Annotated in this window: 11 protein-coding genes; 10 read left to right on the top strand and 1 reads right to left on the bottom strand. The window is 41.8% G+C overall.

The window, feature by feature from the left end; translation table 11 throughout:
* Positions 1-485: 485 nt before the first annotated feature.
* Positions 486-1,529, bottom strand: a complete 1,044-nt coding sequence (locus HPK16_RS13670; protein WP_181677479.1) for a zinc-dependent alcohol dehydrogenase family protein — start codon at positions 1,527-1,529, stop codon at positions 486-488.
* Positions 1,530-2,029: 500 nt separating this feature from the next.
* Between HPK16_RS13670 and HPK16_RS13665 the strand changes: the two genes are divergently transcribed.
* The 10 genes from HPK16_RS13665 (at position 2,030) to HPK16_RS13620 (ending at position 15,521) form a co-directional block, all read left to right on the top strand.
* Complete coding sequence (locus HPK16_RS13665; RefSeq protein WP_181677478.1) at positions 2,030-3,400, top strand: glycoside hydrolase family 3 N-terminal domain-containing protein; 1,371 nt, start codon at positions 2,030-2,032, stop codon at positions 3,398-3,400.
* 666 nt (positions 3,401-4,066) lie between these two features.
* On the top strand, positions 4,067-5,236 hold the full coding sequence (locus HPK16_RS13660; RefSeq protein ID WP_181677477.1) for a hypothetical protein: 1,170 nt from the start codon (positions 4,067-4,069) through the stop codon (positions 5,234-5,236).
* A gap of 87 nt (positions 5,237-5,323) precedes the next feature.
* The gene (gene uvsE, locus HPK16_RS13655) at positions 5,324-6,190 is read left to right on the top strand and encodes a UV DNA damage repair endonuclease UvsE (RefSeq protein WP_181677476.1); all 867 of its coding nucleotides are present in this window, start codon (positions 5,324-5,326) and stop codon (positions 6,188-6,190) included.
* 68 nt (positions 6,191-6,258) lie between these two features.
* On the top strand, positions 6,259-6,861 hold the full coding sequence (locus tag HPK16_RS13650) for a TetR/AcrR family transcriptional regulator (protein WP_181677475.1): 603 nt from the start codon (positions 6,259-6,261) through the stop codon (positions 6,859-6,861).
* A 90-nt stretch (positions 6,862-6,951) separates the two neighbouring features.
* Positions 6,952-9,165: an MMPL family transporter gene (locus HPK16_RS13645; protein WP_181677474.1), complete on the top strand. Its 2,214-nt coding sequence runs from the start codon at positions 6,952-6,954 to the stop codon at positions 9,163-9,165.
* A 182-nt stretch (positions 9,166-9,347) separates the two neighbouring features.
* Positions 9,348-10,277 (top strand): membrane dipeptidase, encoded by a 930-nt coding sequence (locus HPK16_RS13640; RefSeq protein WP_181677484.1) that lies wholly within the window; start codon positions 9,348-9,350, stop codon positions 10,275-10,277.
* Between the two features lie 110 nt (positions 10,278-10,387).
* Positions 10,388-11,743, top strand: a complete 1,356-nt coding sequence (gene rpoN, locus HPK16_RS13635; RefSeq protein ID WP_181677473.1) for an RNA polymerase factor sigma-54 — start codon at positions 10,388-10,390, stop codon at positions 11,741-11,743.
* Positions 11,744-12,150: 407 nt separating this feature from the next.
* Complete coding sequence (locus HPK16_RS13630; RefSeq protein ID WP_181677472.1) at positions 12,151-13,197, top strand: sugar-binding transcriptional regulator; 1,047 nt, start codon at positions 12,151-12,153, stop codon at positions 13,195-13,197.
* A gap of 34 nt (positions 13,198-13,231) precedes the next feature.
* Positions 13,232-14,242, top strand: coding sequence for a type I glyceraldehyde-3-phosphate dehydrogenase (gene gap / locus HPK16_RS13625; RefSeq protein ID WP_181677471.1), 1,011 nt, complete (start codon positions 13,232-13,234; stop codon positions 14,240-14,242).
* Between the two features lie 88 nt (positions 14,243-14,330).
* On the top strand, positions 14,331-15,521 hold the full coding sequence (locus HPK16_RS13620; protein ID WP_036063542.1) for a phosphoglycerate kinase: 1,191 nt from the start codon (positions 14,331-14,333) through the stop codon (positions 15,519-15,521).
* The last annotated feature ends 198 nt before the right edge of the window (positions 15,522-15,719 follow it).

The raw sequence follows: 15,719 nt of genomic DNA, 5'->3' as shown, positions 1-15,719 counted from the left end.
TTTGGATTGGGTTTCGTCACTTTTATCTTAACGGATGTTGATATTACTGTGTATTTTTTTGTCTTGAAATGAGAACAAAAAAATGTTGAGGCAGATTAATTTCTACCCCAACATTTATTATAGAACCGATTTTTCAATCCTTTGTGGCAGTTTTTGTGGCAGAAATTTTTCTTGAAAAGTAGGCGTTTACTTTTTCTTCGTTGGAGTCACGAAGTTTTCTACTAAGGTGCGTATAATATTTTAATGTAGTATTAATGTTTGCATGACCTAATCTTTCCGATGTATACTATCTCACCAAATTCTTTATCTTTTCACTAATACCTTTCGCTTTAGCTCCTGTTGTTGGCTTGTACATCTTGACACGGTTTGTGCAATCCCTAACCTAATCTCCAGCATACCTATTTCTCCAACAAAAAAGAGCACTCACAAAAATAGAATGTGCTCTTCATATATTTATAAGCTAACAAAGATGCGTCCACCATTATTCAAAAATGAATGATTACTTTTAATGCTTTTGTCACAGATGCATTTTTAAACGTATCGTGTGCTTTCAATATCTCATCGAAGGTATAATGATGTGAAATTAATTCATCCACATGTGCCATTCTGCCAGCACTAACCGTTTTTAGTAACATTGGGGTACTACTTGTGCTTACTAGTCCGGTGGTTAATGTAATATTTTTAATCCATAGTTCTTCTAGATGTAATTCCACACTCTTCCCATGAACGCCTACATTCGCGATATGTCCACCAGGTGCCAGTATTCTTTGACATAAATCAAAGGTGGATGGAATCCCTACGACTTCCATCGCTACATCCACACCTATCCCATTGGATAATTCAAATATTTGTTGAATAGCTCGCTCAGAATCAGTGGAATTGATAACATCTGTCGCGCCAAGTTTTTTTGCCAATTCCAACCTATGATCGTCTAAATCCACCATAATAATCTTCGCTGGGGAATAAAATTGAGCCGTTAGTAAAGTCGCCATGCCCACTGGTCCAGCTCCAATAATAGCTAGCGTATCTCCTGGTTTCACCTGTCCATTGAGTACACCTATTTCAAATCCCGTAGGTAAAATATCGCTCAACATAACAGCCACTTCGTCCTCCAGATTTTCTGGGATAAGATATAAACTATTATCAGCATGCGGGATTCTCACATACTCTGCCTGTGTGCCATCAATCAGATGACCCAATATCCATCCACCATCTTTACAGTGTGCATATAAACCCTTCTTACAAAATTCACAGCGACCACAAGAAGTAATACATGAAATAAGCACCTTATCCCCTACGTTGAAATTAGTTACACCTTCACCAATTTCTGAGATTTCACCCACCCCTTCATGCCCAAGGGTTAAATTCTTAGGTACCTCTGGTGTATCTCCAGAAATGATATGCAAATCCGTTCCACAAATCGTCGTTTTCAACATCTTTACGATAACATCCGTACTTTCTTTAATCTCAGGGCGCGCTTTCTCTACTACATCAATTTTTTGGGGTTCTAAAAAAGTTAGCGCTTTCATTTTTAATTCCTCCTCTTGAGAATTACTTGCTACTTTCATTATACAAGATTATGAACATTGATTAAAGGTTTATTTTGGTAATAAAAATTACAAATAGAAGCCTCGTGATCTTCTTTTTTTACGTAGTTTCATGTATTTTTATTCCTATGCAATCTTTTCAAACTCCGCTAAGAAATCATATTCGATTCCACGGAACCTTGAATTATCAGGGGTCTGTTAGTTTTTGCATCGCGAAATCCATTAGGAATGCTACCGAAAATCCACTCATTTCTAAGATCCAAATTTAATCGATCGATATCTTGTACATTTTGTTCGAAAAGGGGTTGCCATTCCAACATCTTATAATACGGTGTATAATACTTTGTATAGATTTAGTTTTTTCATTATAAAGAAGATGGTAATGTATGGGTATGTTATTGAATAATGAGTAGAGAATTAGCAGAATGTATAGCAAATATATTTGATGTTCTTAAAACTTAAAATCAAGGAGGGCTTATACTATGAGTCACAAGGTGTCAAAGCATCGAAAGAAAACAAGTAATAAAGGGAAAAAAATCTTTGTTGTACTTATTGTTTTAACTATCTTTATTGGTGGAGCTATTTATTTTGCGACTTCAATGGGGCATGATGATAAATCTAGAGAAGTTATCAATAATATTCAAGGAGAAATTGTTGATAAGGCAGATAGTACAATTGAGATTAAAACCGGAGATAATAAAACATATATTTTTGATACAAGTAAAGTAGAGTTGGAGGGGGATGAAGCGGTTACTGGAAATAAAGCAGTCATCAGTTACACAGGGGATTTAGATGAACAAAAGAAAGATGTGCAAAAAGTTGCGGTAACAAAGATTGTAATAACAGCGGTTAAACATGATGCTGCTGTAAATATGATAAGTACAATGACTTTAAAAGAAAAAGTAGGACAGATGTTTATGGTTCGAGTTCCGGAAGTTGCACCTGTAGAATTAATTCAAGATTACCAATTTGGAGGATATATTTTATTTGGCGCAGATTTTGAGGATAAATCTGAGGATACAGTGAAAGCAAACATTCAATCTTACCAAGAGGTTTCTAAAATTCCAATGTTAATTGGAACTGATGAAGAAGGTGGAACGGTTAATCGTGCTAGCCTATATTTAAGAAGCAAGCCCTTTCAATCACCACAAGATATTTATGAAAGTGGAGGCTTTGATGCGATAACAGCAGATACGAAGGATAAGGCGGCATTTTTACAGAATTTAGGATTGAATATTAATTTTGCTCCAGTAGTGGATGTCTCAACTGATCCTAATGATTTTATATATCCACGAGCTTTTGGTAAGGATGCGACACAAACGTCAATTTATGCACAAACAGTAGTTACTGCGATGAAGGAAGCAAATGAAGGAAGCGTTTTAAAACATTTTCCTGGTTATGGGAATAATATAGATACGCATACCGAGGTTGCTCATGATCACCGTTCGCTACAATCGTTTCAACAAAGTGATTTTCTTCCATTTAGTGCTGGAATTGAGGCTGGAGCTGATAGTGTTTTAGTATCTCATAATGTTATGGAAGAAGTGGATTCAAATAATCCCTCGTCACTATCACCAAGTGTTCACGCTATATTAAGAAATGATCTCAAGTTCACTGGAGTAATTATGACAGATGATTTGATTATGGAGGGTGTCAAAGCTTATGGGACAAGTGAGGAAATAGCTGTAAAAGCTGTATTGTCCGGGAATGACATGTTACTGAGTTCTGATGCTGTTGTTCAATCAGAGGCTGTGATTAAAGCAGTGCAAGATGGAACAATTACTGAGGACCAAATTAATCAAGCAGTAACCAGAGTGTTAACGTGGAAAAAAAGTTTAGGATTGATTGACTAATCGTAAGAATAGAGTCAGAGAGTTGTCAGCTACTTTAGAAGGTATTTGTAATAGTGGTAGATTTTCCTATTCAGTGGTTAGAGAATCCGGAAAAATTTCTTCTTAAATTGGGTTATGGATAACGTATTTGGTAAGAGGACGCAACACTTACAGAGAAACAAAAAGAGCTTCATCAGGAAGAAGTTGATAAAAAACATGGGTGGTAAAATGAATAAGAAAAAAGCTATCGGCCTATAAAGAGTCACTGCGCCAACTGAGCAGGAAATACCATAGGAAACTGAATAACCATGTATCTTTGATTTGAGTTAATAATTTTAACGTGGCAATTATCATGGTAGATATTTTGAAAGTCCTGCGTAGCAACGGGCATGCCCTGTATATTAAAACCGTATGAAAGCAACCTTTTGGAGATTATGTGAGATTTTCATTATTGGGCTCATTCATACGGTTTTTTTATAATAACTGCTCGTGATTTTTATTTGATAAATTCCTACATATCATGCTACAATTCATGTAACAGTAATTAATTTACTTTTATCGACATTTTAAGATTTCAGAACATTCTTACTAATTTGTTTAATAATGAACAAAACGGGAATATGAACAGGAGGATATTACTCGGGATAATAGATTGGTTGGAATAATTTAATGAGATGGGGGATTTATATGAATCCGGTTACAGCTTTTACGATTATCATGCTTATTTGGACTATTGGTGATTTTGTGGCTAAGAAAACGAAGTCGCTTATTTCTTCTTTACTTGTGGCGGCGATTATTTTTATTGTCGGGTTTAAAACGAATTTATTTCCGGAAGATTTGTTGACTAGTTCGTCTTTACTCGCGCTGGGTCAGACGGTTATTGGCATGCTGATTGTTCACATTGGGACGATGATTAGTATTGATGAGCTGAAAAAGCAGTGGAGAACTGTTCTGATTGGTGTTTCCGCGATACTTGGCATTATCGTTTTTCTTTTCACGATTGGTTCTTTCTTCTTGGATCAAAATTTCATTATTTCGGCGATTGGGGCGATTAGTGGTACGACGGTCGCAGTTATCCTTATTCAAGAAGCGGCTCTGGCATCTGGATTGGTGTTGGTTGCTGTTTTGGCTGTGCTGATTTCGGCTTTTCAGGGCTTGATTGGGTATCCGCTTACATCGATTATTTTGCGGAAAGAGGCGCAGCGTGTACGGGGAGAATATCGGACTGGTAAGTTGAAAGTGAAGGCGCCGGCCGAAAAAGAGATGAGTAAGGAACCGCGAACAATCTTGCCACAAGCGTTTCAAACGACGGCGGGGACTTTGTTTGTAGTCGGTGCGGTGGTCATGTTGGCTGGGTTTATTGCTGATATTACGAATGGAATTCTGAACCAATTTGTTGTGGCGTTGTTGCTCGGTATTTTACTTCGTGCGTTGGGTATTTTAAAACCGAATATCCTTACTGGCATCGATGCATACGGGTTGATGATGATTGGGATTTTGCTCATTATTTTTGGACCGCTTGCAACGTCTTCTGTGGACGATTTAATTTCGCTGATTGGACCGCTTTGTATTGCGTTTGCGATTGGGGTTACAGGGAGCGTTCTTTTTTCGGCCGCTTTGGGAAAACTTCTTGGGTATAGTCTGGCGATGTCGATGGCAATCGGGCTCACGACGCTTTACGGTTTTCCTGGAACAATGATTTTGAGTCAAGAGGCCGCGAAAAGTGCTGGTGAAAACGCGCAGGAAATCGCGGCGATTGAGGGCGAAATATTACCGAAAATGATTGTTGCTGGTTTTTCGACGGTGACTATCTTGTCGGTGGTGGTTACGAGTATTTTGGCTGGGTTTATACATTAGGAAATAGTAAAAGCAACCATCAAAACCGTTTTGTTTGGTGTGGTGGTTGCTTTTTTGCTATGATGGGATGCGAAAAGGGGTGGGATTATGAGATTGGGTTATGCGTGTATTAATATGTCGATGCCTTCGAAGTTTCGGACGTGTCGGTTGCGGACGGTGGAGGAGCAGGGGCTCGCGAAGGTGAAGGAGATTGCGGTACATAATTTGGCGGAGGTTATTCGGGTTTTGGAGTGGAATATTGCGCATGAGATTTATTTTTTCCGGATGTCGAGTGATTTGATTCCTTTTGCATCACATCCGATTATGACGTGGGATTGGCAGCATGATACGGATATTTTGATGTTGACGACTGAAATTAGTCGGTTGCGGGAGCTTCATGGAATGCGGTTGTCGATGCATCCTGGGCAGTATACGATTATTAATTCGCCGCGTGAGGATGTTGTGGAGAAGGCGATTGCGGAACTTTCATATCATCAGCAGTTGTTGGATTTGGTCGGTGGCACGGATATGATTTTGCATATTGGTGGGGCTTATGGGGATAAGAAAACGGCAAGTGAGCGCTTTATTCGGGCATATAACGGCTTATCGGATGATATTAAGCGGTTGTTGAGGCTTGAAAATGATGATAAGATGTATACGGCGAATGATGTTTTGGGGATTGCTAAGGCTACTGGGGCAACGGTTTGTTTTGATATTCATCATCATATTTGTAATCATGAGCCGGATGCGGATGTGGCGCAAATTGTGACGGATGTCTTCAAAACGTGGGAAACGACGCCGAAAATGCATATTAGTTCTGGAAAAACGAGTGTTACGGATCGTTCGCATCATGATTTGATTCATTTGGAGGATTTCCAGCGATTACTGGGATTATTGGCTGGGCGGGACGTGGATATTATGTTTGAGGCGAAGCGCAAGGAGCAGTCGGTTTTGGTGTTGCGGGAGGAGTTATGACGTGAGGTTTACGGATTGGCGAAGTCGTGATAAAATGATGGAGGAATGAGTGATGGAGGCGAAACAGGATGAAGAAGCGGACTCGTGCGGAGGAATTGATTTTTACGCGTAATAAAATTTTAACGACGGCTCGTGATTTGTTTATGGAAAAGGGCTATCGGTCGGTTTCAACGCGGGATATTGCGGCGCAGTGCCAGATGACGCAGCCTGGGCTTTACCATCATTTCAAGGATAAGGAATCGCTTTATGTCGAGGTTGTTCGGCAGCTGACGATCGAGATTCACACGGATATGATTCCGATTGAGCAGGCAAATGTCTCGCCAAAAGTGCAATTAAAGGCTATGCTAATGATGTTGATTGAGAATCATCCGACGAATATTTTGATGATGATTCATGATATCTTAAATGAGTTGAAGAAGGAAAATCAGTTTTTGATGTTCCAACTATGGCAGTCGACGTATTTGGATCCGTTTAAGCGGCTTTTTGAAAAGATGGAGGCTGATGGGACATTACGTGAAGGGGTTACGAGTGAGACGGCGGCGCGTTATTGTTTGTCGGCGATTAGCCCAGTATTCGCTAGTGACAGCCCATTTCGTACGGGGTCAATGTCGGATCGTTTGGATGAACTGATCGATTTTATGATGTTTGGGATTTGTGAAAAAGAGGTATAATTGGAATGTCTCTTTTTTTATAAATAAAAATTTATCAATTGATAAGCGAAAATATTGATCAATCGATAAATGAATTAGGGGGAAGTTGAGATGAGTCATGGGATTTTTAGTAAGATTGCGAACGCAGTAGGAGGGGAGCGCGGTAGATGGATTACGCTTGCTGTTTGGATTTTGATAGTGGTCGCTTTGCAGGTGTTTTTGCCGAAATCGGCGGATTATAAGGACGATGCGGCGCCTGATTTAGCAGCGTCAGAACCTTCTGTTGTGGCGCAAAAAGTGATGGATGAGCAGTTTCCGACGGGAGAAGGTACGCCGGCTCTGATTACGTGGTTCCGGAGTACGGGGCTGACGAATGTTGATTTGGCGCAGATTCAGAAGTTCTCGAAGGAGTTGCAGCAAAATCCAGTCGATCATCAGAAAACGGTGGTCCCGTATGATAAAATGCCGCTTCCAGTTTTGAAGCAGCAGGTTTCGAAGGATGGTACGACGTTTATTCAGACGGTTTTGATGGATTCGGAGGCGACTTCGGATGAGCTGAAAACGAGTTTTGAGGAGTTAGAAAAAACGGCGAATGGGATTTTTGTGGATAAGCCGTTTGACCAGAAAGTAAGTAGTAAGGATACGTTGACGGCGCGCACGACTGGGCCTGCGGGGATTAGCGTGGATGCGACGGAGTTGTTTAGTGATGCGGATGTGTCGCTATTAATCGGGACGGTCTTGCTTGTTTTGATATTCTTGTTGGTGATTTACCGTTCGCCGATTTTGGCTTTTATCCCGCTCATTGCGGTTGGTTTTGCTTATTTGGCGGTGACGCCGATTATTGCGTTACTTGGAAAAGAGGGCATTATTACGTACGGTTCGCAGGGGCTTTCGATTATGACGGTGTTGTTATTTGGGGCCGGGACGGATTATTGTTTGTTCTTAATTGCAAGATTCCGCAGTCAGTTGCACCATGATGAAAATCGCTATACGGCTTTCAAAAAGGCTTTTAGTAATACGGCGGGTGCGATTGCGCTTAGCGGTTTCACAGTAATGGCCGCGTTACTTATCCTATTGGTCGCAAAATATGGTTCGATTCACAATTTTGCGGTGCCATTTAGTTTGTCAATCTTGATTATGATGATTTCTTCGTTGACGCTAGTTCCGGCGTTGCTCGGTATTTTTGGTCGGATTTCGTTTTGGCCGTTCGTTCCGCGCACAGAGGAGATGGCAAAAGCGCATGCTGCTAAAAAGGGCAAAACGGTAAAACCACATCGCGAAAACCGTTTTTGGCACCGTGTTGGTGAAATGTCAGCGCAACATCCGATTAAAACGTTTGTGATTACGATTTTGATTCTGGGTGGCTGTGCGATTTTTGCGACGCAGGTGAAATATACGTATGACACGCTTTCGACATTCCCGAAAGATATGCCGTCGCGTGAAGGTTTCACGTTGATTAGCGATCATTTTGGTGCTGGGCAGTTAGCGCCGGTGGACTTGATTGTGAAAACAGATGGTGAAAAAACGGATCTTCGGACTAATTTGCAGAAAGAGGATGGCGTTGCGAATGTTTCTATCGGTACTCCAAGCGCAAAAAATCCGGATTATGTGATGTATACGATTGAGCTTGCGGATAATCCTTATAGTAACGAGGCGATGGATGTTATTCCGGATATTCGCGGTACAGCGGAAACGACGCTTGCTGATGCTGGAATTTCGAAAAACAATGTTTGGATTGCTGGGCAGACGGCGACACAATACGATTCACGTGCTGTGACGAAACAAGATGAGGCGTTGATTATTCCACTTGTTATCGGATTGATTGCGTTGCTGCTACTCGTATACTTGCGTTCTGTAACCGCGATGGTATATCTCGTGGCGACGGTCTTGCTGTCATTCTTCAGTGCACTCGGACTTGGCTGGCTCATCATTCATTACGTTTTGGGCGTTGAGGCAATCGCTGGTTTGATACCGATTTACGCGTTCGTCTTTATCGTGGCGCTCGGTGAGGATTACAACATTTTCATGATTTCAAGCATCTGGAAGAAAAGTCGGGAGTTGCCGCTTCGTGAGGCGATTACAGAAGGCGTTGGGCAAACTGGTGGTGTTATCACATCGGCAGGTATTATTTTAGCTGGAACGTTCGCTGTTTTGACTACATTACCGATTCAATTGCTCGTCCAATTTGGCTTAATCACAGCGATTGGGGTTCTACTTGACACATTCATCGTTCGTCCATTCTTAGTTCCCGCAATTACGATGCTACTTGGAAAATGGGCATTCTGGCCAGCACGCGCGCCGAGAAACGATCATCTGCGTCGTTAAAACCTCCGTTCCGATGCTCTTGTACAAGTCGTACATTCCGCTTCGGTACTCGCTTTTGCCTAGCATCTAATCATTTCTCGGCGCGCTTGGATTTAGCGGTGTTTTCTGGGTTCTGATAATAAGTCTTGTTTCCGCCTCCAAAAAGTATATAATAGAGATATTAATTGGAGGTGGGTGTAATGATAAACATCGTGGATATGCATTGTGACGCGCTTTATAAGCTACAGGCCGGTGCTGGCAAAGTTACGTTTCAGGATTCGGAGCAGTTAGATGTGAATTTTGAAAAAATGATTGCGGGTGGCATCAAAATGCAGGCTTTTGCGATTTTTCTAGAGCCGACGACACCTGTCGAACAGAAATGGAAGAAAGCGATTGAACAGGTGAATATTTATAAGCAACATGTATTGCACCGGAATGGCGTGATTAAACCGCTTAGACAGTGGTCTGATGTGGATCGTGTGCCAGAGGAGAAAATTGCGGCATTCCTTACTTTGGAGAGTGTGGAGCCGATTGGGACGGACTTGCGCAAATTGGATCAAATGTTGGATTATGGCGTACTTTCGGTCGGTTTAACTTGGAATAATGCGAATCTGGCGGCTGATGGTATCGAGGAATCACGCGGTGCTGGCTTGACGGACTTTGGTAAGGCGATTGTGGCGCGATTGAATGATCGGAAAGTGTTCACGGACGTATCGCATTTGAGTGAGAAAGCATTTTGGGATGTGATGGAACTCGCGGATTATCCGATTGCCAGCCATTCTAATGCGAAGGCGATTTGTCCGCATCCTCGTAATTTGTCTGATGAACAGATTAAGGCACTACTTGAAAAAGACGCGATGATTCATCTGGTTTTCTATCCATTATTCGTGAAGGAGACAGCAGATACCGTTTATATGGAAGATATCATTGCCCATATTAAACATATTTGCGATCTTGGCGGTGTTAAAAATATTGGATTTGGCTCCGATTTCGATGGTATTCCATATCACATTGAGGGGCTGGAAGATTGTTCGAAATATCCGGCGTTTATCGCGGAACTCAGAAAACATTTTACAGAACAAGAAATTAAAGGTTTTTGCTATGATAATTTTATCGCGCATCTACCGAAATAGTACGATACGCCTCCTAGCATCATTGGGAGGTGTTTTTATTTAGGTCTTATCGTGTGGGGTTTCGCGTGTTATAATAGAGGAGACGAGTATGAAATAGGAGGAGTTATCTCATGAGATTAGAGTCCAATTTTGTCCAGAAGCAGCAGCAGACGCAATCGATGAAGTTGATGATGACACAACAGTTGTCGCAATCTATCGCGATGTTGCAGTTTAATATGGAAGATTTGACGGCTTTTCTGGAAGATAAGGCACTGGAGAATCCTTTGATTGAGGTGATTCCGGGTGTGGATACGGCTCCTGATTATACAATAACGACGACGCGCAAAAAAGATAAGCTGGCAGGGGCGGACGATACAGACTGGCTGGAGCAGATTGCGGATACGACGATGACGCTTGCGGATGCATTGAAGGAACAGATGCAGTTTTTAGATATGACGAGTCAGCAGAAGTTGGCGTTGTTGTTTTTAATTGAAAGTCTTGATAAAAATGGCTATTTGCAGACGGAGCTGGATGTTGTGGCTTCGGCATTGCTTATTTCTGAGGGCGATGTGTTGGAAATGCTGGAGACGTTGCAGGGCTTTGAACCTGCTGGGGTCGGTGCGCGTGATGCAAAAGAATGTATTTTATTGCAAATCCAAAGGCATGAGAGGGCGCCGGATAAGGCTTACGCGCTGATTCATGATTATTTTGAGGACTTTGCGAATAAACGCTGGAAAAAGATAGCGGATGGCTTAGGTATCGAAATGGTGGATATTCAAGCGATTTCGGATTTCATTATTACACTTAACCCGAAACCAGGTGCGGAATTTGAATCGGAGCGGGTGCAATATGTTGTACCAGACCTTGTGTTGCAACGAGACGGTGATGAACTACGGGTCAAGGTAGCTAAGCAATTTTTGCCACGGATGAAGTTTCAAGAGGGTTATTTCAATATGATGCAGGCGACACAGGAAAAAGATGTGGCGGCATTTTTGAAGGAAAAGGCTGGCGAATTTGATTGGTTGAAGAAGGGCTTGGAGCAGCGGGAAAGTACGATTGGTCGTGTTGGTGAGGCGATAGTGCGGCATCAGCGGGATTTCTTTTTGCATGAGGGGAAACATTTACAGCCACTGACTCTAAAGGAAATCGCGGAGGAAATTGATGTCCATGAATCGACGGTGAGCCGGGCGGTGAACGGGAAATATATGGAGACGGTGCAGGGTGTGTATGAGTTGAAGTACTTTTTTTCATCGAGCCTGACGAAGAAAGCGAGCGAAGAATCGGATGCTGGCGATGTTTCAAGTCAAAGTATTAAGAAGCTAATCCAGCAATTTGTGAACGAGGAAAATAAGTTAAAACCACTTTCTGACCAAAAAATTGTGGAGATGTTGGATGAGCAGAGTATTCAAGTTTCGCGCCGTGCCATTGCGAAATATCGCGGTGAGTTAAATATTCTGTCTTCCTCGAAACGGAAAAGATTTGTTTAGCCTCTTGTCTATGTGACGGGAGGTTTTCTTTTCAATTTGAATTGTTCATGTTTTAACAAACTCGATTCGTGGAATATGGTAGTGTGTGCTTATTATATAGTAGGAACACAGTGTTAATAAATCATGAATTTTTCTTTAAATGATAGCTTAATGCTTGAATTTTGACCTAATCACTGGTAGAATGGTTGTTGTAGGGTAATGAAATAGCTACTTGCTTTATGGCAGGCGATTTACGAGAAGAGATGGGTTAGTTTAGAAACGAAAAGATGACTGGCGTTGCGTTTTAGTGGGCGATGGTCACAATAGTTTACTAGCAAAGACTTAGTTCTCTTGTTTTTTTAGTTTTATCGGGACGTCTTATGACTAAGCGGGTCAAGAAGAGTCCAAGATAGTTAGGAGACTTTGAAATGTCAGATATTATTAACATTCAAAAGAAATTGTTACCCGACATGCTTCTAGTAATGCAGAAGCGCTATCAGATCTTGCGTTCGATTTATTTTGCGGAGCCGGTTGGTAGACGGACACTTGCCCAGATGTTGGGAATGAGTGAGCGGGTGCTGCGTGGTGAGGTTGAATTTTTGAAAGCACAAGGGTTGATTGGCATTGCTCCTGCTGGGATGACAGTGACGAAGGATGGTCTGGTCGTATTTCGCGAATTGGAATCCGTTATGAATCAATTGACGGGAATACATACAATGGAAGATAGACTGCGCGAGAAATTAAAGATCAAAGCTTGTTTTGTCGTTCAAGGTGATAGCGATGTGACGCCATGGGTTCTGGAAGAAATGGGACGTGTGGCACTCGAACAGCTGGATATATCACTCACGGGGAAGAAGAATACAATTGCCGTGATGGGTGGTTCAACAATGGCGACGCTAGCCGAAATGATGACACCTGATTTTTCAAATGGACGCGAACTACTTTTTGTCCCAGGGCGTGGTGGGCTTGGTGAGGATCTTAATAATCAAGCGAACACGATTTGTGACAGGATGGCAACGAAGACGAACGGCAAACACCGTATGTTTTATGTACCGGAACAACTTGGCGAAGAAGCGTATCAATCATTGATGAAGGAGCCCGCGATTCAAGAAGGACTGCGACTCGTTCAATCGGCAAATGCGATATTACATGGTATTGGCGATGCGATGACGATGGCACAGCGCCGGCACACGAACGCCGAGACAATGCAGAAAATCACGGATAGACAAGCCGTGGGAGAAGCATTTGGCTATTACTTCAATGAAGAAGGAGAAGTCGTGTACAAAGTCCCAACATTTGGTTTACAATTTGAAGACCTACCTCGCATACCGAACATTATTGCACTAGCAGGAGGCACTTCGAAGGCCAAAGCAATCAAGTCGTATATGAAAACCGCTCCGGCACATACGATTTTAGTAACAGACGAAGGAGCCGCAACGATGCTTTTAAAAGGGGAAAACACCCTTTTGAAATAAAAAATTTCATTATTTTCAAGGAGGAAATTGACTTATGACAGTTAAAGTTGGTATTAATGGTTTTGGACGTATCGGACGTCTAGCATTCCGTCGTATTCAAAATGTGGAAGGTATTGAAGTTGTTGCAATCAATGACTTAACAGACGCTAAAATGTTAGCTCACCTGTTGAAATATGATACTACTCAAGGTCGTTTCGATGGCGATGTTGAAGTACATGATGGTTATTTCAACGTGAACGGCAAAGAAGTTAAAGTTTTAGCTAACCGTAACCCTGAGGAATTACCATGGGGCGAACTAGGTGTAGATATCGTTCTTGAGTGTACTGGTTTCTTCACTGCGAAAGAAAAAGCAGAACTACACATCAAAGCTGGTGCTAAAAAAGTTGTTATCTCAGCTCCTGCATCTGGCGACATGAAAACAATCGTTTATAACGTAAACCACGATACTTTAGATGGAACTGAAACAGTTATCTCTGGTGCTTCATGTACTACTAACTGTCTTGCTCCAATGGCTAACGTATTAGAAAAAGAATTTGGTATTGAACAAGGTCTTATGACTACAATTCACGCTTACACTGGCGACCAAATGACTCTTGATGGTCCTCACCCAGGTGGAGACTTCCGTCGTGCGCGCGCTGCAGCAGAAAACATCGTTCCTAACACGACTGGTGCTGCTAAAGCAATCGGTCTTGTATTACCATCACTTGTTGGTAAATTAGACGGTGCTGCTCAACGTGTTCCAGTTGCAACTGGTTCATTAACTGAACTTGTAACTGTTCTTAAGAAAGACGTTACTGTTGAAGAAGTGAACGCTGCAATGGAAGCTGCAAGTGATGCAGATACATTCGGTTACACTAACGACCCAATCGTTTCTTCTGATATCCAAGGAATCACTTATGGTTCTTTATTCGATGAAACGCAAACGAAAGTCCTTTCAGTTGGCGGCAAACAATTAGTGAAAACTGTTGCTTGGTATGACAACGAAATGTCTTACACTGCACAATTAGTTCGTACACTTGAATATTTCGCTAAAATTGCTAAATAAGATTGCTAAGAACTAAATAATAAACAAATAAGCGGGAACAGGTCTTTTGTTTCCGCTTTTTATTTGAAAAGTATGGAGGAAAAGAATTATGGCTAAAAAAGTTGTGACCGATTTAGACTTAAACGACAAAAAAGTTCTAGTACGTGTTGATTTTAACGTTCCAATGAAAGACGGTAAAATTACCAATGATAATCGTATCGTAGCGGCACTTCCAACGATTCAATATATCCTTGAACAAAACGGTAAAGCAATTCTTTTCTCTCACTTAGGTAAAGTGAAGACCGAAGAAGACAAAGCGGATAAATCACTTCGCCCTGTTGCTGAACGTTTGAGCGAATTATTAGGTAAAGAAGTAAAATTCGTGCCTGTAACTCGTGGACCAGAACTTGAAGGCGCAATTAACGAAATGAAAGACGGCGACGTTATTCTTTTCGAAAATACGCGTTTTGAAGATGTTGACGGTAAAAAAGAAAGCAAAAACGATCCAGAGCTAGGCAAGTACTGGGCTTCTCTAGGTGATGTTTTTGTAAATGACGCATTTGGAACTGCTCACCGTGCGCATGCTTCTAACGTTGGAATCGCTTCTAACCTAGATTCAGCGGCAGGCTTCCTAATGGAAAAAGAAATTAAATTCATCGGTGGCGTTGTGGATAACCCATCACGTCCACTTGTTGCAATCCTTGGTGGCGCGAAAGTTTCCGACAAAATTGGCGTTATCGAGAACTTAATCGAAAAAGCAGACAAATTACTTATCGGTGGCGGAATGGCATACACATTCTTCAAAGCGCAAGGTAAAGAAGTCGGCATTTCCCTTTTAGAAAAAGACAAAATCGATCTTGCGAAGAGCTTACTTGAAAAAGCAGGCGACAAATTAGTACTTCCAATCGACAATGTTGTTTCTCATGAATTCAGCAATGACGCACCATTCCACACGGTTGACTCGAACCACATTCCGGCTGACGAAGAAGGTTTGGATATTGGTCCTGCGACAGTGGAACTTTTCACAAAAGAATTGCAAGGCGCGAAAACGGTTGTTTGGAACGGTCCTATGGGCGTATTCGAAATGAGCAACTTTGCTAAAGGAACAATCGGCGTTTGTGAAGCAATCGCGAATCTTGAAGGCGCAACAACAATCATCGGCGGTGGCGATAGTGCAGCTGCAGCGATGGACCTAGGTTACGCTGACAAATTCACCCATATTTCAACTGGTGGCGGAGCTTCTCTAGAGTACCTAGAAGGCAAAAAACTACCTGGCGTTGAATCTATTAGCGATAAATAAGAATTAAAACTGTTAACCTCTCGTATTTCGCAGGTCATGATAGTATCTGCGAGCCTCAGCGTGTCGACAAATGCTTAGATTTTAGGCAAAGCTGAGTACTGAAGCGGAGCATACTTGGGTATGGTGACTGAAAACAGGGAGAGAGAGTAGTATCCTCGACCATGTGAGAAGTTATGCGTAACTCTTTTGTGTAGAAGT

Origin of the sequence: Paenilisteria rustica (assembly GCF_013820765.1) — a bacterium.
GTDB lineage: Bacteria > Bacillota > Bacilli > Lactobacillales > Listeriaceae > Listeria_A > Listeria_A rustica.
This window is presented reverse-complemented; position numbering and strand designations above follow the sequence as displayed.